Origin of the sequence: Mesobacillus maritimus (assembly GCF_044803185.1) — a bacterium.
GTDB classification, from domain to species: Bacteria; Bacillota; Bacilli; order Bacillales; family Cytobacillaceae; genus Mesobacillus_B; species Mesobacillus_B maritimus_B.
Map to the genome: position 1 here is coordinate 1,263,706 of NZ_CP085225.1, position 22,736 is coordinate 1,286,441.

At 37.6% G+C, this 22,736-nt stretch carries 18 protein-coding genes and 1 other annotated feature; of the genes, 13 read left to right on the forward strand and 5 right to left on the reverse strand.

What is annotated here, in order from left to right:
• Positions 1-47 precede the first annotated feature (47 nt).
• On the forward strand, positions 48-2,354 hold the full coding sequence (locus LG336_RS06180; RefSeq protein WP_404331693.1) for a glycoside hydrolase family 2 protein: 2,307 nt from the start codon (positions 48-50) through the stop codon (positions 2,352-2,354).
• Positions 2,355-2,395: 41 nt separating this feature from the next.
• On the opposite strand, the gene LG336_RS06185 is transcribed toward LG336_RS06180, so the two are convergent.
• The gene (locus LG336_RS06185; protein WP_404331694.1) at positions 2,396-3,580 is read right to left on the reverse strand and encodes an ROK family protein; all 1,185 of its coding nucleotides are present in this window, start codon (positions 3,578-3,580) and stop codon (positions 2,396-2,398) included.
• Positions 3,581-4,174: 594 nt separating this feature from the next.
• On the opposite strand from LG336_RS06185, the gene LG336_RS06190 reads away from it, so the two are divergent.
• Positions 4,175-5,641, forward strand: a complete 1,467-nt coding sequence (locus LG336_RS06190) for an MFS transporter (protein ID WP_404331695.1) — start codon at positions 4,175-4,177, stop codon at positions 5,639-5,641.
• Between the two features lie 52 nt (positions 5,642-5,693).
• On the opposite strand, the gene LG336_RS06195 is transcribed toward LG336_RS06190, so the two are convergent.
• Positions 5,694-6,938: a helix-turn-helix domain-containing protein gene (locus LG336_RS06195; protein ID WP_404331696.1), complete on the reverse strand. Its 1,245-nt coding sequence runs from the start codon at positions 6,936-6,938 to the stop codon at positions 5,694-5,696.
• A gap of 242 nt (positions 6,939-7,180) precedes the next feature.
• Here LG336_RS06195 and LG336_RS06200 point away from each other — a divergent pair, with 242 nt between their 5' ends.
• The 4 genes from LG336_RS06200 to LG336_RS06215 all read left to right on the forward strand — a co-directional run bounded on the left by LG336_RS06200 (position 7,181) and on the right by LG336_RS06215 (position 11,172).
• On the forward strand, positions 7,181-8,080 hold the full coding sequence (locus tag LG336_RS06200; RefSeq protein ID WP_404331697.1) for a sugar phosphate isomerase/epimerase family protein: 900 nt from the start codon (positions 7,181-7,183) through the stop codon (positions 8,078-8,080).
• Positions 8,077-9,237, forward strand: coding sequence for a Gfo/Idh/MocA family protein (locus LG336_RS06205; RefSeq protein ID WP_404331698.1), 1,161 nt, complete (start codon positions 8,077-8,079; stop codon positions 9,235-9,237). The genes LG336_RS06200 and LG336_RS06205 overlap by 4 nt, the downstream gene beginning before the upstream one ends.
• Positions 9,238-9,301: 64 nt before the next feature.
• Complete coding sequence (locus LG336_RS06210; protein ID WP_404333106.1) at positions 9,302-10,315, forward strand: Gfo/Idh/MocA family protein; 1,014 nt, start codon at positions 9,302-9,304, stop codon at positions 10,313-10,315.
• A complete protein-coding gene (locus tag LG336_RS06215; protein WP_404331699.1) occupies positions 10,312-11,172 on the forward strand; it encodes a sugar phosphate isomerase/epimerase family protein in 861 nt (286 codons plus the stop codon). The genes LG336_RS06210 and LG336_RS06215 overlap by 4 nt, the downstream gene beginning before the upstream one ends.
• Before the next feature lie 56 nt (positions 11,173-11,228).
• On the opposite strand, the gene LG336_RS06220 is transcribed toward LG336_RS06215, so the two are convergent.
• Together LG336_RS06220 and LG336_RS06225 are read right to left on the reverse strand one after the other, a co-directional pair.
• The gene (locus tag LG336_RS06220; protein ID WP_404331700.1) at positions 11,229-12,416 is read right to left on the reverse strand and encodes an ROK family protein; all 1,188 of its coding nucleotides are present in this window, start codon (positions 12,414-12,416) and stop codon (positions 11,229-11,231) included.
• Positions 12,417-12,604: 188 nt separating this feature from the next.
• On the reverse strand, positions 12,605-14,014 hold the full coding sequence (locus tag LG336_RS06225) for an MFS transporter (RefSeq protein WP_404331701.1): 1,410 nt from the start codon (positions 14,012-14,014) through the stop codon (positions 12,605-12,607).
• Between the two features lie 1,070 nt (positions 14,015-15,084).
• Between LG336_RS06225 and LG336_RS06230 the strand changes: the two genes are divergently transcribed.
• The 6 genes from LG336_RS06230 to arsA all read left to right on the forward strand — a co-directional run bounded on the left by LG336_RS06230 (position 15,085) and on the right by arsA (position 20,195).
• On the forward strand, positions 15,085-15,285 hold the full coding sequence (locus LG336_RS06230) for a cold-shock protein (protein WP_090750445.1): 201 nt from the start codon (positions 15,085-15,087) through the stop codon (positions 15,283-15,285).
• A 429-nt stretch (positions 15,286-15,714) separates the two neighbouring features.
• A complete protein-coding gene (locus LG336_RS06235; protein WP_404331702.1) occupies positions 15,715-16,050 on the forward strand; it encodes an ArsR/SmtB family transcription factor in 336 nt (111 codons plus the stop codon).
• A 14-nt stretch (positions 16,051-16,064) separates the two neighbouring features.
• On the forward strand, positions 16,065-17,363 hold the full coding sequence (locus LG336_RS06240; RefSeq protein WP_404331703.1) for an arsenic transporter: 1,299 nt from the start codon (positions 16,065-16,067) through the stop codon (positions 17,361-17,363).
• A gap of 31 nt (positions 17,364-17,394) precedes the next feature.
• Positions 17,395-17,814 carry an arsenate reductase (thioredoxin) gene (gene arsC / locus LG336_RS06245; RefSeq protein WP_404331704.1) on the forward strand — a complete coding sequence of 140 codons (420 nt, stop codon included), beginning with the start codon at positions 17,395-17,397 and terminating at the stop codon, positions 17,812-17,814.
• Between the two features lie 56 nt (positions 17,815-17,870).
• Positions 17,871-18,224: an arsenite efflux transporter metallochaperone ArsD gene (gene arsD, locus LG336_RS06250; protein ID WP_404331705.1), complete on the forward strand. Its 354-nt coding sequence runs from the start codon at positions 17,871-17,873 to the stop codon at positions 18,222-18,224.
• A 204-nt stretch (positions 18,225-18,428) separates the two neighbouring features.
• Positions 18,429-20,195, forward strand: a complete 1,767-nt coding sequence (gene arsA, locus LG336_RS06255; protein WP_404331706.1) for an arsenical pump-driving ATPase — start codon at positions 18,429-18,431, stop codon at positions 20,193-20,195.
• A gap of 50 nt (positions 20,196-20,245) precedes the next feature.
• On the opposite strand, the gene metG is transcribed toward arsA, so the two are convergent.
• Positions 20,246-21,883: a methionine--tRNA ligase gene (gene metG / locus LG336_RS06260; protein WP_404331707.1), complete on the reverse strand. Its 1,638-nt coding sequence runs from the start codon at positions 21,881-21,883 to the stop codon at positions 20,246-20,248.
• A 60-nt stretch (positions 21,884-21,943) separates the two neighbouring features.
• Positions 21,944-22,223, reverse strand: a binding site (T-box leader).
• Between the two features lie 149 nt (positions 22,224-22,372).
• Between metG and LG336_RS06265 the strand changes: the two genes are divergently transcribed.
• Positions 22,373-22,675 carry a rhodanese-like domain-containing protein gene (locus tag LG336_RS06265; RefSeq protein WP_404331708.1) on the forward strand — a complete coding sequence of 101 codons (303 nt, stop codon included), beginning with the start codon at positions 22,373-22,375 and terminating at the stop codon, positions 22,673-22,675.
• Positions 22,676-22,736: the final 61 nt, after the last annotated feature.

Here is a 22,736-nt window from a genome sequence, read left to right on the forward strand (position 1 = left end):
ACACTGAAAAGGTTAGTTATTGTGTAAGAATAACAGGAGGGAAAAACATGCGTAAAGTGATTAATATAAATCAAAATTGGAAGTTCACGAAAGAAAATGATGATAACGCCATCAATCGTGCCTACCAGGATGACAATTGGGAAAACGTACATGTTGCTCATACATGGAATGCAATTGACGGTGCGAATGGGTTTGATTTTTATAAAGGAGCTTGTTGGTATCGCAAGGAGTTTATTGTGGAGACAAAGGACCAAGACAATAAAGTCTTTGTTGAATTCAATGGCTCCAATAGTGTGACTGATGTTTATGTTAACGGAAAACATTTTGGTCAGCATCGTGGCGGGTATTCCATCTTCCGTTTTGACATTACAGAAGCAGTTGAATTTGGGAAGACAAACATCTTAACCGTGAAAGTAGATAATACCGTTGTCGAGGATGTATATCCGCAAATGGCCGATTTTACATTCTATGGCGGTATCTATCGTGATGTGAACCTTGTTATTGCGAACCCAGTACATTTTGATTTACTAGACTATGGTTCTCAAGGAATCTATGTTGTGCAAGATTCTGTAACCGATGAGCAAGCTTCATTAACGGTTAAAACAAAAATTTCGAATGATGTAGATGAAGAGAAAAAAGTTCGTTTATGGGTGGACCTTCTGAATGCTGAAGGACAAAGTGTGGCTTATGCAGCAAAGGAAGTCTTCTTGGCTGCAGGTGAGACTAAGGTGGTGGAAGTGCCAGCTGTAATTGAAAACCCAACATTATGGAATGGAAAGAAAAATGCCTATCTCTATCATGCAAAGGTATCATTGACAAGCTTTAACGATACGATTGATGAAGTGTTGATTCCGTTTGGTGTTCGTTATTTTAAAGTGGACCCAGAGAAGGGGTTCTTCTTGAATGGCGAGCATCTCCCGTTAAATGGTGTTTCCCGACACCAAGACCGTAAAGATATGGGTTGGGCGATTACGAAAAAAGAACATAAAGAAGATATGGAATTGATTAAAGAGATTGGCGCTACTTCGATTCGTTTGGCTCACTACCAGCATGATCAATATTTCTATGACCTTTGTGACCAAGAAGGAATGGTGATTTGGGCTGAGATTCCGTTTATTTCTATTATGTCAAAAACGGAATTAGAAGGCATCAATGCAAAGCAACAAATGATAGAGTTGATTCGTCAAAACTTCAATCATCCGTCAATTATGTTCTGGGGCATTCAAAATGAAATTCAAATCGGTGGCGAACGTCCAGAAGTTAGACGTCTTGTTAAAGAGTTAAACGAGTTAACGAAGAAAGAGGATCCAACAAGGTTAACGACATTGGCGAATGTGATGTTTGTTGAAGATGATGATGAGTATAACTACATCACAGATATTGTTGGCTACAATAAATATTATGGCTGGTATAATGGCAAGGCCGAAGACTTTGCCCCTTGGCTAGATAGTTTTCATAAAACGAATCCAAATATTCCATTAGGGATTTCCGAGCATGGTGCAGAAGGAATTATCCAATACCACAATAATGATCCTAAGGTGAAAGACTACTCAGAAGAGTATCATGCACTTTATCATGAAACCGTTTGGAAGATTTTCGCCGAGCGTCCTTATCTGTGGGCCACATATGTGTGGAACATGTTTGACTTTGGTGCGAACATCCGTGATGAAGGTGGCGTAAAGGGAAGAAACAACAAAGGATTGGTTACGTACGACCGTAAAATTAAAAAAGACGCTTTCTTTATGTATAAAGCAAATTGGTCTGATGAAAAGTTTGTTCATATCACTAGCAAACGCTTCGTTGACAGATCAGATAGTACTATCACAGTGAAGGTTTACTCAAACTGTGGGGAAGTAACTCTATATGCGAACGGTGCTAAAGTTGGGACAAAATCAAATGTTGAGAATGTGTTTATTTTTGAAAATGTTGGTCTTAATGAAGGCTTGAATGAGATTAAAGCTGTCTCCAAAGTAGATGGGGTTGTAGCAGAGGATGTTGCACGATTTAACCTTGTCGCAGAACCAAACCCAAGCTATGAGGCACCTGATGAAGGCAAAGGTGGACCAGCTGCCAACTGGTTTAAGATGCCAGACGATATAAACGATGATATCGAATTCGAAGAACTAGAAATCACAGATGATGTTTATTCTACACGTGACACGATTGAGAATTTGATGGAAAACGAAGAAGCAAATGCGGTTCTTGTAAAGTATCTCGGTAATTTCAGTGATAATCCAATGTTCGGAATGATGAAGTCGATGAAAATTGATATGCTTGCAACAATGGCTGAAGATATTTTAACAGATAAAGTATTATATCGTTTGAATAAGGAATTAACACAAATTAAAAAGTAACATAAAAAAGAATTTCCCTAAATTTAAAGGGAAATTCTTTTTTATGTTGTTTGTAAATTTGTTCGGTTTGATTTAGTTAAATTTAGCCTTTGAACATCAAAGAAACGTTGAATCGCCAATGCACATGCCCCATCGACACAGGCTCGATCTCCAAGGTCTGATAAGACGATTTGACAATACTGACTGACAGATGAATTTAAATAACTTTCCAATTTCGTTACAGCGTTAGGAATTGTCGATAAAATTCTGCTATTGATGACAATCGTTTCAGGATTATATAAATTAATCACATTATTCAGTCCAGCAGAGATATAAGGAATCGACTCTTCAATTCGTTCAACTGCAGTTTCATTGCCTTGTTGGAGTAACCTTAACACTTCATCACGGGTTAAATTAGGTTTATTTAAGTTAGCAGATAAATGGTTTATGATACTTGGCTCTGATGCATATTGTTCCCAACAGCCCTTGTTTCCACAACTACATGAAAGCCCTCCAAATGATACAATCATATGGCCCATTTCACCAGCGTATCCATGATACCCTCTTTGAATTTCGCCATCCGTCATAATCCCAGCGCCAATTCCTGACGTTAAAATAATATTCACTAGGTTATTGTTATTATGGTAATGATAAACGGATTCTGCGTAGGCAGATAAATTTGCGTTGTTTTCAATATAAATATCAAGATCAAGCTTTTTCATCAAGTCCGTTTTAAGAATCTTGTTGTGCCATCGGTATTTTGGATTGAAATAAATACTTTCATCCCGATTAACTGTTCCATGAACACCAATCATAACGATAACTAAACCATAGCGACTATCACTCAATTTCTTCTGATACTTTTTAATTTGTTTGACAAGCAATTGAACAATCTCATCGTAGTCAACGGTTTGAATTTTCTCTGTGAGACTTACTACGGCATGACCCTGTAAATCAGCGACTGTATAATGAATCTGTTCATAATCAAGGTCAATCCCTAGGACATAAGCTGCCTTGTTATTAATGGAAAGCATGATTGGGCGACGACCTACATTATAATGCTCAAGCTGAGTTTCCTTGATTAATTCCTCTTCCAATAGATCGGCAACCTGAACAGATATGGTTGCTTTATTCAGTCCAGTAATTTTCGATAATTCAGCACGTGAAATCATCCCATGTTCAATAATTTTTTCTAATATAATACTTCTATTAATCCTCTTTATATAGGCACCATCACCAGTAACCATTTCTAATCCTCCTCATGTGTTAGTAACGAGTTAGGTAAAATAAAGCGTTTTTTATTTGTTTGGCAACCCAATTATTATGATTATTTTTGAAAACGGTTTCATGAGTAAGTAAACAAACTTATTGTACCAGAAAAATAGATTCTTACATATATATTTTTTTTCACTACGCTTGTTAAGTCAAAAGAAGGGGGTATGTCAAACTATTTCTAGTTAAAAGTCTTATTTTTATTTTTAATTAAATACAAATTGTCACAAAAAAAAGTCTTGTAAAATAAACCGCTTACATTTATTATGAACTTACAAAGTTAATTTGTTGGGCCGACAAAATAATTGAGTGTTGCTAGTTACGATCAATTTGATGACTAGAAGAACCATAGCAAATAGGAATCTAATGGACATCAAAAGCAATACATCATAATACAAAAAATGAAAGCGTATGCATATGCGCAAGTAAGCGGAGGTTAGGTGGGTACAAAACTACATTTAAGAAGATTTAGTAATTTTGATTTTCACCTTGCAACAGAACTCATATGATTTATCCATCCCTTTAAAAAGCACAAAAAAGAATAAAAAAATGAAAAGAGGCGAAATTTAATGTCTACAGTACAAGCGGTTCAAAATCAGTACCATTCATCAAAACCTTGGAAAATTGGTCTTTTTGCTCTTAATAATACGGCAACAAACCTGTATATGTTCGCAATGTTGTTTGTATCCTATTACGCTACTGGAGTAGCAGGACTAGCAGTTGTAATTATTAGTACTCTACTAACAGCAATGCGGATATTTGATGGGTTTACTGATCCAATTATCGGCTTTGTTATTGATAAAACAGAATCGAAGTTTGGTAAATTTAGACCTTTAATGATTATAGGTAATGTCATTTTAGCAACATCAGTAGTTATCATGTACCAAGTTACTCATTTAATTCCAGAATCGAGTAGATTACTATTTTTCATTGCTATCTATGCAGTTTATATTATTGGTTATACGTTCCAAACAGCTTGTACTAAAGGGGCACAAACCGTTTTAACAAACGATCCAAAACAGCGTCCTATCTTTACCATTTTTGATTCAACATATAATGCCATCTTATTTACAGGCGCACAAATTGCGATTGCATCTTACTTTGTTCCAAAATATGGTGGTTTCACACTAGATTTATTTACTGAATTAACAACATATGCCATTATTATTGCTGCAATTTTCACAGCTTTAGCGGTATTCGGTATCTGGGAAAAAGACCGCAAAGAGTTCTTCGGTTTAGGAGAAAATTCAGTAAAAGTAAAATTCAAAGATTACTTGCCTATTCTAAAAGGAAACAGACCATTACAAATGCTTGTCGTCGCAGCTTCAACGGATAAACTTGCGAACTCAATTAGACAACAACCGGCTTTACCAATCATGCTTTTTGGAATTTTGATTGGCGATTACGCTCTGAGTGGAACAATGGGACTTGTAACCGTTATTCCTACACTGATCATCACATATATCGGTCTTGGTATTGCCCGTAAACGCGGCTTGAAAAAGTCATTTGTCGGCGGTTCATGGCTAGCAATTCTTTCTTCTGTATTATTAGTAACATTTTTACTAACGATTGACCCGACAACAATTTCATTCAGTAACTGGGGATTTGCAACCATTGCGTTCATCGTGCTTTATAGCATGTTGAAGGGCTTCGAAAGTTTAACAGGAAATATCGTTATTCCGATGATTGCCGATTGTGCAGACTATGAAACGTATAAATCAGGACGTTTCGTTCCAGGGATGTTGGGAACAGTATTCTCCTTTATAGACAAAATCATCTCGTCTTTTGCTGCATCAATTGTTGGTATCATGCTTGCGACAATTGGATTTAAAGAAGTTTTCCCACAGGTTGGCGATACACTAACAACAGGACTTCTAGTGATGACAATTGTTCTATTCTTTGGTATTCCAGTTCTTGGAAACATTGCATCTCTAATCGCAATGAAATTCTATATATTAGATGATAAGAAAATGGAAGAAATTCAAACTCAAATTGCTGAGATTAAAGCAAAAGGTGCAGTAGACAAAATTGCCTAACCTCTTTTGTAGCATTAAAAAATAGAGGGTTCCTTTTAGAACTCTCTATTTTTCATTTTCCTTTTCGATAATGAGATGGTGTCATACCCTTAAGTTTTTTAAACACCTTTGTAAAATAATTGACGTCATTAAACCCAACCATGAGAGAAATATCTGTAATAGACAAATGATGATTGTCGATAAGGTAGATTGCTTCTAGAATCCTTTGTTCATTAATGTAATCGGTTAGACTTTTGTTTGTTTGCTTTTTAAATTGCCGCGAAAGCTCATGCGGACTTGAATCAATTGCCGCGGAGATTGTGTTTAAGCTTAAGTCTTCACTAATATTGGTTCGGATATATTCAATAGCTTTGCGGATCTTATAGTTGTATTGCTTTAGTGAAAGCTTATTAACTGCCTCACAGTATTCATTCACCATTTGAGTTTCGATTCCCGAAATTTGGTTAAGGGTAGATGTTTTTTCTATTTTGATGGCAAATTTTTCTGAAATACTATCAATGTAGACAGGATGCAATCCCCCTTTTTCAGCAGCAATCCTTAACGTTGTGTTAAAAGCGAACGACATATTTTTCCTTGATCGTAAGGGGTCATTAGGAATGCGATCAGGGAGTTTTTCTAATAAGGCAAAATCCTCTCTGATTATTTTTTCCGCTATTTCACGATCGCCTTTTTCCACTGCATACATGAGCTCATTTTGAATCTCGTAACGTTTTTCTATTGTATCAAGAGACTGTTTTGTGTTTTCTTTTAACTGATGCGAAGGAACATTATTTTCCGCTTTAGCGGGATAGGTTTTGTGTTCAATTTGTGAGTCATCCAAAGTCCATAGGTGCATCTTGGTTGTATGATACGCGAGAAATTCAGCAATCATTTTGCCTTTATAGGGTGAAATAATAGGCAAAGACGAGAAATACTCTGTCAGGATATGTTTTAAGGAAATAGGGAGATTGTTTTCGAACAATACATCCTGTATGAAAAAAGAACCAGGTTCTTCTAATAGGTAGGGGCCAGTGACAATGGTACCCAAAATATTTCTCTCTTCATCATTCACCTCGGAAGAAATATAATTAGTCCTCAAGGAGCTAGTATGAAAGACAACCGTATGTTCTGAATGATTTTCATATAAATCTAGGAGGTCTATTGGGTCGCTAAAATAGGGCTTTAATGCTGTTGGTACCTTATTGTGACCCAACTCCCATTTTATATGATTCATTGAATCAACAAAAATGGTGTCCATGTTTGAAAAGAAATAGGTAAACTGACACATTTTCTCCAATGCTTTCTCTTTCTGTAACATTCTTTCACCTCCTCTCATCTAGTACTTATTTTATCATTTTTTAGAGATTTTATATATAAATTACTACTTTGCACAAAATTGTACGAGTGGTTGTTGGTTGTTTCACATATTATAGATATATAGAAACACTTAATAATTTTATTTGTAAACGTTATCAACACGATAGCATTGGAAATTTACTATCTAAAGCCAACGTTAAGAAAGAATGAAAATCTTCTCGTTGTAAGGAGGAATAGTGATTCATGAGTCAACAACAAAAATTATTGATTTCGGGATTTTCGGATGAAATTTCATCTGATTTTAATACTCAGCTTGAAGTCGTCTCGAACCTTGGTATGCGTTATCTCTCATTACGTGGAATTGATGGGAAAAATATTGGAGATTTCACGGTCGATGAGATAAAGGAAAATGTCCTTCCAAGGCTACAAAAGTGGGGGATTAAGGTTTCATCAATTGGTGCTCCGATTGGAAAAGTATTTATTGATGATGAAGAGGGCTTTGAAAAACAAACAGTAATGCTCGAGACTCTCTGCCAAATTAGTCATCTATTAGACTGCAAATATATTCGGATTTTCAGCTTTTATATTCCTAAAGGAAAAGAAGCAGATTTCTATAAAGATGAAGTTATCAGGAAGCTTAAAGTATTTTCAGAGATTGCTGAAAAACATCATGTGATTTTACTTCATGAAAATGAAAAAGACATTTATGGTGATATTGCCAGACGCTGTAATGATATCTTGAAAGGTGTTGCTTCTCCAAGTTTTAAGGCGATCTTTGATTTTGCCAACTTTGTTCAATGTGGGGAAGACACACAGGAAGCCTTTGATTTGTTGAAGGAAGAAGTTGTGTATATACACATTAAAGATGCTGTATCCACGGACAGCCAAAACGTAGTTTGTGGAACAGGGGAAGGGAAAATCCCTGATATTCTCACACAGCTTATTGAAAACGGTTACGAAGGGTTTTTAACATTAGAACCGCATTTAGTTTTATTTGATTCCTTAAAAGATTTGGAGCTTGAGGATGCCACAGAGGTAATAAAGGATAACAAGGGACTTGATGGTGCTGGTGGTTATAAGCTTCAATATGAGTCATTGTTAAATATTCTATCAACTATAAAAAGTGAGGCGACTGTGATATGAAACAAGTAAGATTAGGTGTAATTGGAATTGGAGCTCAAGGCGGAACATATGCAGGCTTTATTGCTGAAGGAAAAGTAAAGAATATGGTTCTTGGTGCGATTTGTGATACTGATCCAGAGAAAAAAGCGATGTGTGCCGAAAAGTACCCGGATGTACCTTTCTATGATAACTATATTGATATGCTTGAAAGCGGCAATGTTGATGCTGTTGTGACCACTGTCCCACACTATCTTCACCCAGAAATGGGTATTGAAGCACTTAAGAGAGACATCCATGCGTTATTGGAAAAGCCTGCGGGCGTTTATACAAAACAAGTAAAAGAAATCAATGAATTTGCTGCGACAAAGCCTGAATTAACTTTTGCTATTTTCTTTAACCAAAGAACAAACCCACTTTATCAAAAAGTAAAAGAAATCGTTGATAATGGTGAGATTGGTCCAATTCGTCGCACAAACTGGATGATTACGAACTGGTGGAGACCTCAAGCCTATTACAATCAGAGCGATTGGAGAGCAACTTGGAGTGGAGAAGGTGGGGGAGTGCTTGTTAACCAAGCGCCACACCAAATCGATTTATTACAGTGGATTTGTGGAATGCCGAAAAAGGTATATTCGAATGTGAAATATGGTTTCCAAAGAGATATCGTCGTAGAAGATGAAGTGACGACAATCCTTGATTATGGAAATGGTGCAACAGGTGTATTTATTACTTGTACCCATGACGTGATTGGGACAGACCGTTTCGAAATTCTTGGCGATAAAGGGAAAATTGTTGTCGATGATAGCAAGAAAATTACCGTTAAGCGCTTGAAAAAGTCTGAGAATGAGATGAATGCGGAAATGAGCTGGGCAGATGCAATGAAGATCTTCATGGGAGCGGATTTAGGAGAAATCTATGAAGAAGAAGTCATTGAATTCCAAAGTGTTTGGGGTCAACAGCATATCAGTGTATTAGAAAACTTTGCCGCAAACATTTTGGATGGAACACCGTTAATCGCTCCTGGTAGTGATGGAATTCATGGGGTTGGCTTAGCGAATGCCATTCATTTATCAAGCTGGTTAGGAAAAGAAGTAGAGCTTCCAGTTGATGAAGAACTATATTTTGCGGAATTGAACAAAAAGATAGAAGCAGAAAAGAAAGAGACAGTAACACAATAATCCTATGAAAAAAAGCAAACTCCTACTCTATTAGAGAGGAGTTTGCTTATAAGGAGATGGAATGATGCTTAGAGCAGCCGTTATTGGTCTTGGAGATATATCAAACATTCACATCCCGGCAATCCAAGCGAATCCAGACGTAAAGCTTGTAGCGGTTTGTGATCTTGATGAAGCATTAAAAAACAAAGTGCCGGATGTGAATTTTTATACGAATTACGAAACCATGCTTGAAACAGATGAACTAGATTGTGTGCATATTTGTTTACCGCACTATCTACACTATCCTGCGACAAAAGCATGTGTGGAAAAAGGGGTTCATGTTTTTCAGGAAAAACCTTTAGGGTTAAACCTAGAAGAGTCGCTAGCGCTGGCGAAACTAGAGGACGAGAATAAGGAGATAAAAATTTGTATCTGCTTGCAAAATCGCTATAATGAATCGTTTGAAAAGCTGCAGGAATTGGCTAGTAGCGGACAATACGGTGAAGTTACAGGGATAAAAGGGCTTGTCGCATGGTCTCGGGAAAAATCCTATTATGATGCGAAACCATGGCGAGGAAAAATGGAGCTTGCAGGTGGAGGCGTGATGATTAATCAAGCACTACACACCCTTGATTTAATACAGCTTCTTGGTGGAGAGATTGAGTCGGTAAGAGGTTCCATCGACCAATTACTAGATTATGAAATTGAAGTGGAAGATACGGCTTCAGCTAAAATTTCCTTTAAGAATGGTGCTCGGGGAATGTTTTTTGCGACAAACGCGAACGCAAAAAATTCGAGTGTTGAACTTCAAGTTATATTTGAAAAAGGCACATTCACGATTAAAGACAGTATTCTAACATTTGCGAATCAAGACGGAAAAAAGGAACAACTCATTGAGGATACGAAAATGCCTGGAACGAAGTTTTATTATGGGGCAAGTCATGTGAAATTAATTAATCTGTTTTATCGTTCAATCATAAATGATTCTGACGACTATGTTCATGTAAAAGATGCTTTGGCCTCGATGGAACTAATCGAAGGTATTCGTCAATCTTCAGAACTGAAAAAAGAAGTGAAACTAGGAGGCATACCTGTATGAATAAAGGAAAAATTGGCGTTCAAATGATGATGCTAAAAGGCAAGGTTGAAGAAATTGGTGTTTATGAAACGATGAAAGGGATTTATGACCTGGGCTATCGTGCGGTTGAGGTTTCACAGATACCAATGACAGCAGAAAATGTTGTAGAGCTAAAAAGAGCAAGCGATGATTTTGGAATTAAGATTGCAGCGATGTCTGCTGGATTAGAACCAATGCTTCCTGGTGCGCCTGGCGAAACATTATCAAATGACTTTGATAAAATTGTGAGCGATTGCAAAGCACTTAATTGTAATTTCTTACGAATCGGAATGATGCCGTTACACTTAATGGGTGATAAAGAGAAGATCATGGGGTTCATTGATCGCGCGGAAACAATGGCAGAAAGATTAGCTGAGTATGGAATTGAATTGTATTACCACACTCATCATCTTGAATTCCAAAAGTTTGATGGCGTCTATTTATTAGATTTAATTAAGAATAATACGACGAAGCTTGGTTTTGAGTTAGATGTTCACTGGATTCAACGAGCAGGGGAAAACCCAGTGGAGTTTGTAAAACAATATGCAGGGCGGATTTCACTGCTACACTTGAAAGATTATCGAATTGGTCAAATGGATTTAAGCGAAGTGGATTTTAATGATATGGCAAAATTCATGCATATCTTTACAAACACCATTGAATTTGCGGAAGTGGGCGAAGGAAACCTTAATATTCCTGCCATTATGGAAGCAGGTCTTGAAAGTGGGGCACAATATTTCTTAGTTGAGCAGGATGATGTGTATGGCCGCGATCCTTTTGATTGCTTAAAAACATCCGCTGAAAACTTACGTAAACTAGGTTATAGTGAGTGGTTTTAAAATAAATTAGTCTATAGTAAAAAATCAGGTGTATATTAGCCTGATTTTTTACTGTTTTATGATGCTGGAGTGTCGTTTTCAATTTCAGAAACTGAAAAAATTACCTTTGGACCGTCTAACAATCGTTGGATACCCAAGGCACAAGCCCCCATGACACACGCTGTATCACCAAGATTTGATAGAACGATTTTACAATATTGACTTACAGAAGAATGTAAATGGCTTTCCAGTTTGTTGACCGAATGATGATAACTAGATAAAATCTCACTATTAATGACAACTGTTTCAGGATTATAAAGATTAATTACATTATTAAGGCCAATTGCAATATAGACAATCCACTTTTCTACTTCTTCAATCGTAGTGGTGTCCTCTTCTGCAAGTAAGGTTAAGACATCATCACGACTTAAATCTGACCTGTCTAGTACAGTTGATAAGTGTTGAATTAGACTTGTTTCAGAGGCATACTGTTCCCAACACCCCTTGTTCCCACAACTACAAGGTCTTCCATCCACTGCGACTATCATATGGCCCATCTCACCTGCATAACCGTGATATCCACTTTGAATTTCACCGTCATTGATGATTCCAGCACCAATCCCGGACGTCAAAATAATATTGAATAGATTCTTACTAGTATGGTATTGATAAACATTTTCAGCAAAAGAAGATAAATTTGCGTTGTTTTCGATTCGTATATCTAGATTGAGTTTCGCTTGTAAATCTCTCCGTAAATCTTTATCATACCACTTATACGTAGGAATAAAATGGATCCGTTCATCTTTATTCACCGTTCCATGAACTCCAATCACCACACCCGCCATTCCAAAACGAGTGTCATCGCACTGTTTCTGAAACTTTTTAATTTGCTTAATTAAGTAACTGACAATGTCTTCATAATTCGTTGTTTGGAACTTCTCCGTGTGAGTAAGAACGGGATGGCCCTGTAAATTGGCTAGTGTAAAATCAATTTTTTGATAATCTAAATCAATTCCTAATACATAAGCGGCGTTGCTATTAATGGAGAGCATAATCGGCCTTCTGCCAACTGTATGGTGTTCGGGTGTTGTTTCACATATTAACTCCTCTTCCAATAAATCTGCTACTTGTACCGAAATGGTTGCCTTGTTCAAACCAGTGATTTTGGATAGATCTGCGCGAGATATCTGCTCGTGTTCCATAATTTTTTCTAAAATGATGCTTCGATTTATTTTCTTTATAAAGGCGCCATCACCTGTAACCACAATAAGTTCCCCCAGAGTTTAGTTAAGTACAATTGTATAACCGCTAGTTTTGTATGCTAAACAACAAAGTAAATTTGTTTATTAAGTAAACTATTCCACGAAAAGGATTATAACAAATAAATCGATACAATTGTATAAATAAAAAAAGATAGCCTAGTAGATATAGGCTATCCGTGTTTAAATTACAATTATTGTTGTGAATTTCTCTTTTCAGCTAAGTCAGCAGCAAGCTGAAGGGTACGCTGTTTGTTTAATGGGTATAAGAATACAATGATTAAGAAAATCAACAAGAAGATTACGGCAGGTAATAGAGTACCTAATGTGTGGATACCGTTCAATGTTTCTTGTGTTTGTTGTCCAATAGCTGCATTGTATCCAACAAAACCAATCAAGGCACCACCTAAACCACCAGCCACTGCTTGTCCAATTTTACGTGCCATTGAATAGATAGAGTAAACTGTTGCATCTTCACGTAAACCTGTTAGAAACTCATGATAGTCGATTACATCGGTTACGAATGCCCAAATCACTAGATTGAAAATTGCATTTCCAAACATACCAATTGTTATAATACTTACAAACTGTACTGCACTAATATCTTTAAGGAAGAATAATGCTAAATAAACAACCCCTGCAAGCAACATCCCGAATGCTGCAAGTTCTTTTTTACCGAATTTTTTAACAAGCGGGCTTAAGAATGGCATTAAAACAAATACTGTACCTGATGTTACAAAGTTAATCATACTTAAGGCACCGGTATTACCAAAATAATCTTTAAATAAATAAGTGTTAACCGTTTGAATAAGCATCGTACAAACCATGAAAGTTAGAGAAGCGACAAGGATCCAAATGAGTGGTTTATTTTTCACAAGACCTTTGATGGTTTCGTTTTTCTTACCTTCTTGCTTTGGTCTTTCAGGTGCTGTAATACGCTCAGTTGTTAATTTATAACATGCCATATAGCAAGAAATTGCAAGAACGCCGAAAACGATGGCTGCCATCAACATACGATTTGGATCAATCTTATTATCAACGAACACAATCATCGGTCCAATAACTCCAATGATTAAACCTGCTGCCTGCGCTCCCATTGTTCTCCATCCAGAAAGAGAAGTACGCTCTACTGGATCATCAGTAATAACAGAAGCCATTGACCCATAAGGGATATTAACGGTACTGTATAAAGTTCCCCATACAATATAAGTCACGAACGCCCAAGCTAGATAAAATCCATCAGACATTCCTGGAATCTTAACAAACATTAAAACACCCGTAATAACAAGAGGGAAGGACATTCTAAAAATCCAAGGCTTAAACTTTCCATTTGGGGTAGTCTTTCTAGTATCAATGAAACGTCCCCATGCTACGTCGGCAAAAGCATCCCAAAGTCTAGCAATCATAAATAGGACCCCAACTGTTGCTGGATTAATATGAAAAACATCCGTATAGAAAACCATTAAGAAAATAGCGACTAGAATAAAGAAGAAATCGTTTCCAAAATCACCAAAAAGATAACCTAATTTGTCTCTCCATCCAAACGGACGAGCTTCTGTTTCTGGTGTAAGTGGTTCTGTTGGCTTAAATGCGGGCTGACCCATGATATTACCTCCAAGGTTGTTATGAATTAATTAAGTATGACTTTCGTGCCAGAAAGGCGTTAAAGTATTGGATACAGAGCTTGAAATCATTATCAAGCACTATAAAGAATGAAACTTTTAAACTCGAGATTTTAATTAATTGGTTTGGTCAACAAACTAATTAATGTATTTGTAGAATAACATCCGCATTTTCGTTCGTCAACGATTTCTTGAAAGCGGTTCAGAAAAAAATGTTTTTTGTGAACGATTTGTTACGTAAGTTAGGTAAACATTGTTAATATACGGGATAAAGCGTTGTCAATTAGTGTGTAAAAAGATGGGGATCTGTTTAATTTGAAGTGTTTAAAAAGTTGGATTAACAAGGATATCCGATTCGTTTTTGACAATACTTTATGTTTTTACGTTCGTTTCATGCTAGGTGGATAAAGTTCAAACGTAATTATTATGAGTGGAGCATCATAATAAGGGTAAACGATACTGTAAAATTCTACTATTATAGAAGAAACTGATAAAGAAAGTTGTGAATAACTCTTTTTTTAGTTTGGAAATCAAACATATTAACTTAATATTGTAAGAAGAATAACGGCTCATTGTTGGCAGTTGCACTAGAATACGTTTTGGTTGTTTTTCCCTTTGAAGTTTTTCTCATGAAATGTCTTTTACATACTTTCTTTTGATGCTTCATTTCTTTTTTTGTACTTTATGCATGTTCTCATGAAAATTTGCTGTGTCCATTATCTAAAACAATAATTTGCTAATAGCGGCAATGAGGTTGATGCACGGAGTAAATATGACTGCTGGGGGTTATTTTTCCTATTAATAAAAAAATAAAAGGATGTATATCTTTTACGTCTGAACGGTAACAATATACTTATCCACACACATAATGTTAGGAAAAGGAAAACTTTAATCCAGGTTAACTTGCGTTAAGAGATAATATCTGTTATTCTAAGGAAGAATTATTTTTGTTTGTTCGACAAGGATGTTAAGTGATCAAAAACTTTCGACCTGAAGACGTAAGCAAGGATAGTAACAAAATGTGTGGAACACACACGAGGAGGAAACAAACAATGGAACAAGGTACAGTAAAATGGTTTAATGCAGAAAAAGGATTCGGATTTATCGAGCGCGAAGGCGGAGACGATGTATTCGTTCACTTCTCAGCTATCCAAAGCGAAGGCTTCAAGTCTTTAGACGAAGGTCAAAAAGTAACTTTTGAAGTAGAACAAGGTCAGCGTGGACCACAAGCTTCTAACGTTCAAAAAGCTTAATTAACTGATAAAGACACAAAAAGACTCTCTTGTAGAGTCTTTTTTTTATGCTCTTTTTTAGGTTGCTTTATTAAGGCAAAGTACCAAGTTTGTAGATAGGAATGGATTTTGTGTAGATAGAGCCTGAATTTATGTAGATAGATACCGTAAGTTTGTAGATAGAAGCTAAATTTATGTAGATAGTTACCGTAAGTTTGCAGATAGAACGTTGAATCGTGTTGTTGGCCGCCAGATTTTGTTTTAGAATGCCACAGTAATGTCCCCAACCTTAGTAAAAACCTTCCACATTAATATCCTATAAGTAAAAATGTCTCTTTGAGGAAAATAATAAACCTAGAAGGCTTGAAATTTCTATATAAGTGTTTTATTATATAATTGTTTGATTATATAACGAATTCCTTATATGTTGGTGCCTGGAGGTGAAGAATAATGGAAAAAGATTTAGAAGGAACGGCGGGAATTCTAAAGCTGATGGGGGATAAGACAAGATTATCGATGTTGGGTCTTCTTATCAAACATGATTGTTGTGTTTGCGAGTTTGTTGAGATTTTTAAAATGTCACAGCCTGCCATTAGTCAACATTTAAGGAAATTAAAGGACGCTGGTTTAGTGAAAGAAAACCGGAAAGGGCAATGGATTTTTTATTCTCTAAACCAAGAAAATGCCTATTATCCACTTGTTCAGGATGTTATTAAGCATATCCCTGATCAAGAGGAAAAATTGATTTCCTTAGAAAAACAGGGACTACGTATTTCGTGCAACTAATGGAGGTGTGATTTTTGACTCAAACAATATTAGCTTCAATTATTTTTATCGTCACGCTCATTTTAGTCATTTGGCAACCGAAAAATCTTTCGATTGGCTGGTCCGCTTGTGGTGGAGCGGTTTTGGCCTTGCTGGTTGGTGTGGTTGACTTCGGTGACGTCCTTGATGTTACAGGGATTGTCTGGAATGCGACACTGGCCTTCGTTGCCATCATTCTTATTTCCCTAATTCTTGATGAAATTGGTTTCTTTGAATGGGCAGCCCTACATATGGCAAGGGTTGCGAACGGAAATGGCGTCAAAATGTTTGTGTACGTATCAATTCTAGGTGCACTTGTGGCTGCGTTTTTTGCCAACGATGGTGCCGCACTAATTTTAACACCGATTGTTCTGGCGATGGTGCGCGCTTTAAAATTTGATGAAAAAATGGTTTTCCCTTTTATCATCGCAAGTGGTTTTATTGCGGATACGACCTCACTTCCGCTGATTGTCAGCAACTTAGTGAACATCGTTTCAGCTGATTTCTTTGGCATTGGGTTTGTCGAGTTTGCGTCACGAATGATCATACCAAACTTCTTCTCCCTTGGTGCAAGCATCTTGGTTTTATATTTATTTTTCCGTAAAAGTATTCCGAAGAACTATGATCTTGCTCATCTGAGAAAACCGGTAGAAGCGATTCGCGATAAAAAGATGTTTAACCTATCTTGGATTGTGCTTGCGGTGCTATTAATTGGCTATTTCGCCAGTGAGTTCTTAGGTGTTCCTGTTTCCATTATTGCCGGGATTGTCGCAATCTTTTTCTTACTAATGGCAAGAAAAAGCCCTGCCGTCAATACGAAAACAGTTATAAAAGGGGCACCATGGGCAATCGTGTTCTTCTCGATTGGAATGTATGTTGTGGTATACGGATTGAGAAATGCCGGTCTGACGAACGTTCTAACGGATGTCATTCAAGTGGTAGCCGATCAGGGGCTGTTCGCAGCAACCGTTGGGATGGGCTTTATTGCAGCAATTTTATCTTCAGTTATGAACAATATGCCAACCGTCATGATTGATGCACTTGCGATTGCTGATACCAACACAACCGGTGTGATTAGAGAATCCTTGATTTATGCCAATGTCATTGGTTCTGACTTAGGTCCGAAAATTACGCCGATTGGATCTTTAGCCACCTTGCTTTGGTTACATGTCCTTAGTTTAAAAGGAGTAAAGATTTCCTGGGGAACTTATTTTAAAACAGGAATTATCCTTACGATTCCCACATTATTCATCACGTTAGTGGGACTCTATCTATGGTTATTGATTATTTCTTAAATTTTAATTTTACTAAAAAGGAGAATACATTATGTCTAAAAAAACAATCTACTTCTTATGTACAGGAAATTCTTGCCGCAGTCAGATGGCTGAAGGTTGGGCGAAAAAGCATCTTGGGGATGAGTGGGATGTGAAAAGTGCGGGAATTGAAGCGCACGGGTTAAATCCCAATGCAGTTAAGGCGATGAAAGAAGCGGGAATCGATATTTCTGAGCAAACCTCTGACATTATCGATCCAGAAATTTTAAATAATGCTGACTTTGTTGTAACACTTTGTGGTGATGCGGCTGACAAATGCCCGGTAACACCACCGCATGTAAAAAGAGATCATTGGGGATTTGATGACCCAGCAAAAGCGGAGGGTACCGAAGAAGAAAAATGGGCATTCTTCCAACGCGTACGGGATGAAATTGGGGAGCGAATTCAGACGTTTAAAGAAACTGGCAAGTAAAGGAGCAGTGCCAAGAGGGTTGCTCCTTTTGGTATTTACTAAGGGAGGCTTCGTAAATGAATAAAGTAGAAATCTTTGATCCAGCACTATGTTGTCCAACTGGAGTGTGTGGTCCAAGTGTAGATCCTGAATTAACAAGAATGGCATCCGCAGTGTTTCTTTTAGAAAAAAAGGGCTTTGACATTACGCGTTATAACCTTGCTAGCGAACCTGCAAAGTTTGCTGAAAATGAAGCGGTCAACAAAGTTCTCCATGAAAAAGGTCCTGAAGCCCTTCCGATGACGTTGTTGAACGGCGAAGTTGTGAAGCGGGGAACATACCCTACAAATGAGCAGCTTTCCGAGTGGTTTGGTGTGGCTGAAGAAGAACTAAAAGAGAAAAAAGCAAATAAGTCGATTAGCTTATTATAAGGCTTTTTTCTCCTCGAGCTATTTTGAATTAGGGGTGAAATAAGTAAGGTTGTGTATAGTTCACCGGGAAACAAGCTTATTTAGGAGAAAAGAGCTTGTAAACTTTATTAGAGAGCACAAAATAGCATATCTTGCGTTAAAATCGGCATTTGGATTTTAACAACAATCTATTGGAATACAGCCTTATAGAAAGAAGTGAAAACCATGTTTCAACCTTTTGAACCGAAAAAAGTGATTCACACCCCTTTTCTCTTTTTTACAGGGAAAGGCGGCGTTGGGAAAACTTCAACAGCTTGTGCAACGGCCGTTTCATTAGCAGACGAAGGGAAAAAGGTGCTTCTGGTTAGTACTGATCCGGCATCTAATTTGCAAGATGTTTTAGAGATTGAGTTAAGCAATACGCCTAAGCCTGTGCCTACAGTCGCAAATTTATTCGCTTGTAATCTAAATCCGGAAGAAGCGGCGAAAGCATACCGAGAAAAGGTAGTGGGTCCTTACCGGGGGAAACTTCCGGATTCGGTGGTGGCAACGATGGAGGAGCAATTGTCAGGTGCGTGTACGGTTGAGATTGCCGCGTTTGATGAGTTCACAGGTTTGCTATCGGATGCGTCTATCGTAGATAGTTACGATCATATTGTCTTTGATACGGCGCCAACAGGGCATACCCTTCGTTTGTTACAACTTCCAACAGCATGGAGTGGCTTTTTAGAGGAAAGTACGCATGGAGCTTCGTGTTTGGGTCCACTTTCAGGTCTTGCAGAGAAAAAAATGATTTACGCGGAAAGCATGGAAGCATTGTCAGACGCTACGAAAACAAGCTTAATTTTAGTAGCCAGACCGGATGAGTCCTCACTGTTTGAGGCTGACCGAGCTTCGCAGGAACTAAGGGGAATTGGCATCAACAATCAATTATTAATTGTGAATGGACTCATGGAAACCTTTATTGCTGATGATCCTGTATCGTCCTCTTTTTATGAAAAGCAGCGAGCTGCAATCAATCAGTTGCCTGAAGGACTTAAAGAGGTTAAAACGTTTTCGTTGCCTTATGTGTCTTACTCGCTGACAGGTTTGGAAAGTTTACGCTATCTTTTAAAAAATGAAACAATGCTAGCCTCACAATCTGCCGTGGAACGTAAAAATCATAACCTTCCAGGTGTAAAGGACCTAATAGCTGATGTGTCTGAAAAAGGGACGAGGGTTATTTTTACGATGGGCAAAGGCGGAGTTGGTAAAACAACTATGGCGTCTGCGATTGCGGTTGGGTTGGTTGAAAAGGGACATAAAGTCCATTTAACGACAACAGATCCAGCGGCACATCTTGAATTGATGTTTAAAAACAGTGAGAATAATCAGCTTCTGAGTATAAGCAGAATTGATCCAAAGCAGGAAGTGGAAGCGTATAAACAAGAGGTATTATCGACTGCAGGAAAAGAGCTAGATGAAGGTGGCCTAGCGTATCTTGAAGAAGATTTAAATTCGCCATGCACCGAAGAAATTGCTGTTTTCCGGGCGTTTGCTGAGGTAGTTGAGAAATCTGAAGATGAGATTGTCGTCATTGATACAGCACCAACAGGTCATACCTTGCTTTTGTTGGATGCAGCTCAGTCATACCATAAGGAATTGGCACGTACTACGGGGGACGTTCCGGAAAGTGTACAAAAGTTATTGCCTCGGTTACGAAATCCACAAGAAACAAGTGTGGTGATTGTGACATTGGCGGAGGCAACGCCTGTGCTTGAGGCAAGTCGCCTTCAAGCAGATTTAGAGCGCGCCGAAATTTCACCTCAATGGTGGATCATTAACCAGAGCTTAAATGCAACCGATACAAAGGATCCTGTGTTGCAAGGCAGAGCGGTTGCCGAAGAACAATGGATTGAAAAAGTCGAAACACAATTGGCAAAGAAATGTGCGATTGTCCCGTTAATGCGTCAAGAAAAAACGGGATATGAGCAATTGAAAATGTATAGTTGAGAAATGATGGGAGTGAGGGGATGGTTCCCCTCACTCCTCTTATTTAAAGCTTAATCCACCAATTGTTTTGTTAATCTTTCAAGTTCTTCTGTGATTTTTTCAGTATCGATTCGTTCAAATAGTGGTTCCACATTTGTTAGTTGTTGTGACCGCACCAGAACGGAACTCCAGTCGGTTTCTCTGAAATGAATCATGTCCTTAACCTTTCTGCTTGAAAAAGGAAGGAATGGTGTTAGGACATGTGCTAAATTGGCAATCAGATAAACGCAATTGGCTAGTGTTTGTTTGCAAGCGTCAGGGTCATCTTTTATCTGTAACCAAGGCTGTTGTTCGTCGAAGTATTTATTCGAAAACCTAACAAGCTCAAAGATTTTTTCCAATCCAAGTTTGAATGAGGTATTTTCAATGCAATGCCCTACTTCCTCATACAGTTGTTCCACTTTGTCCTGAATTGCAGAAGGAATATCCTTTTCTGGAACTTCACCGTCAAAGGACTTGTGGATGAATTTTAAAGTCCGATTAACAAAGTTTCCATAGGCACCCAATAATTCGCTATTGTGACTATAAATAAATTCTTTCCAAGAAAAGTCGGCATCTCTTTTCTCTGGTGCGTTGATCGTTAAGAAATAGCGTATGGAGTCTGGATGGTATCTTTCTAAAATATCTGGAACCCACACCGCCCAATTTTTACTTGTAGATAATTTTTTCTTTTCTAAAGTCAGGTACTCGTTCGAAACGATGTGTGTTGGTAATGCTGCTTTTTCTAAACCAGCCAGAATTCCAGTCCAAATGATGGAATGAAACGGGATATTGTCTTTGCCGTGTACATAATAAGACGTTGTGGTAGAATCCCAGAATGTCGAGTCATCATGATTCGTCTCTTTCGCCCATAACTTACTGGCAGTATAATATCCTGAAACAGCCTCAATCCAAACGTATATTTTCTTTTCCTCATAACCGGCCACTGGCACACTCACTCCAATGGGTAAGTCTCTAGAAACAGCTCGGTCTTGCAAGCCTTCCCTTAAGTAACGTTTTGTAAGAGAAATGGCATTATCACGCCAATTTTTATTATTCTCAGCTCCTCGCGTATACTCTTCCAATAGCGTTTGCATGGAGCTTAAGGAAAAGTAAAACTGTTCCGTTAATCTTGTGGTAGGTGGGAATCCACAAATCTTACATTTTCGATCAAGTAACTCAAGTGGCTCTAATACAGTTGAACAATAATCGCATTGATCACCACGCGCATGGGCTCCACAATTCGGACAAGTTCCTTCAACATACCGATCGGGCAAAAATTGCTGATCATTTTCACAATACGTTTGTTCAATTTCCTTTTTATAAATAAGGCCTTTTTCAAGGAGTTCTAGAAATATCTCTTGGACGATTTTGTGATGGTGGTGAGTGTCTGTTCGTGTATAAATATCGTAAGAGAATCCTAACTTTCCTAAGCTAGATTCAAATTCTTGATGGTAACGGTTTGCAATCTCTTGTGGGGAAACTCCTTCTTGTTTGGCTCTAATTGTAATGGGTGTTCCGTTACAATCACTACCTGATACAAATAACACCCTTTCCCCTTTTAGACGATAATATCTGGCTAAAATATCCCCAGGTAACAAACTTGAAATATGCCCCAGATGTAAGGAGCCGTTTGCGTATGGCCAAGCCCCACCAATAAAAATACTCATCGATCTCAACTCCCTAAAGTAATGGTAAAAACAAAAAAAACTCGTCCCTAACTATAAATAGTTAAGGACGAGGTTTGGATTCCGCGTGATACCACCTTATTTCGCAAATGGTTCACACCACTTGCCTCTGCAAGTACGGAGTAATCAATTAATCATTTTTACTCTTATACTGTGACATTGATAACGAATGCCAAATCTCGTCGTATCCTACTTATACCGAAGTATGTTCAGTACGAAGCTCAGAGACCATTGTTCAAATGACTGTTTTTGCTTCTTTTCAGCTACCGAAGCTCTCTGTGTAAAAAAAGATCATTTTACTTTTTCTCTTCATTGCTTTTATTTGATAATTATCAATATTCTATTCAATGATGGAAGTAAAGTCAATTTAAAATTATATTTTGTCTCAAGTTTATTATATTTAAACCTAAATAAAATCGAATCTTATAGAAATAATAATAGGGTATTTGATTCTAATGGAGGGTACTCATAATGAAGAAAATTACCACAAAAGAGTTAGCGCAAAAACTAAAAAATGGTGAAAAAGTAAATATCATTGATGTTCGTGAAGATGACGAAGTAGCAGAAGGGAAGATTCAAGGAGCGCGTCATATTCGATTAGGAGATTTACCAGATCGTGTGAATGAATTAGATAAAAACGAGCATTATTATATAGCTTGTCGCTCTGGTGGAAGAAGTAGCATGGCTTGTGAATTGTTAACTTCACAAGGGTATGATGTAACCAATATGACTGGTGGAATGCTTTCTTGGGAAGGTGAGGTAGAGAAAGGATAAACTGTTAGGTTCTTACCATCCATACATATTTTTATTTTTTAAAAAATGCACCATGAGTGGT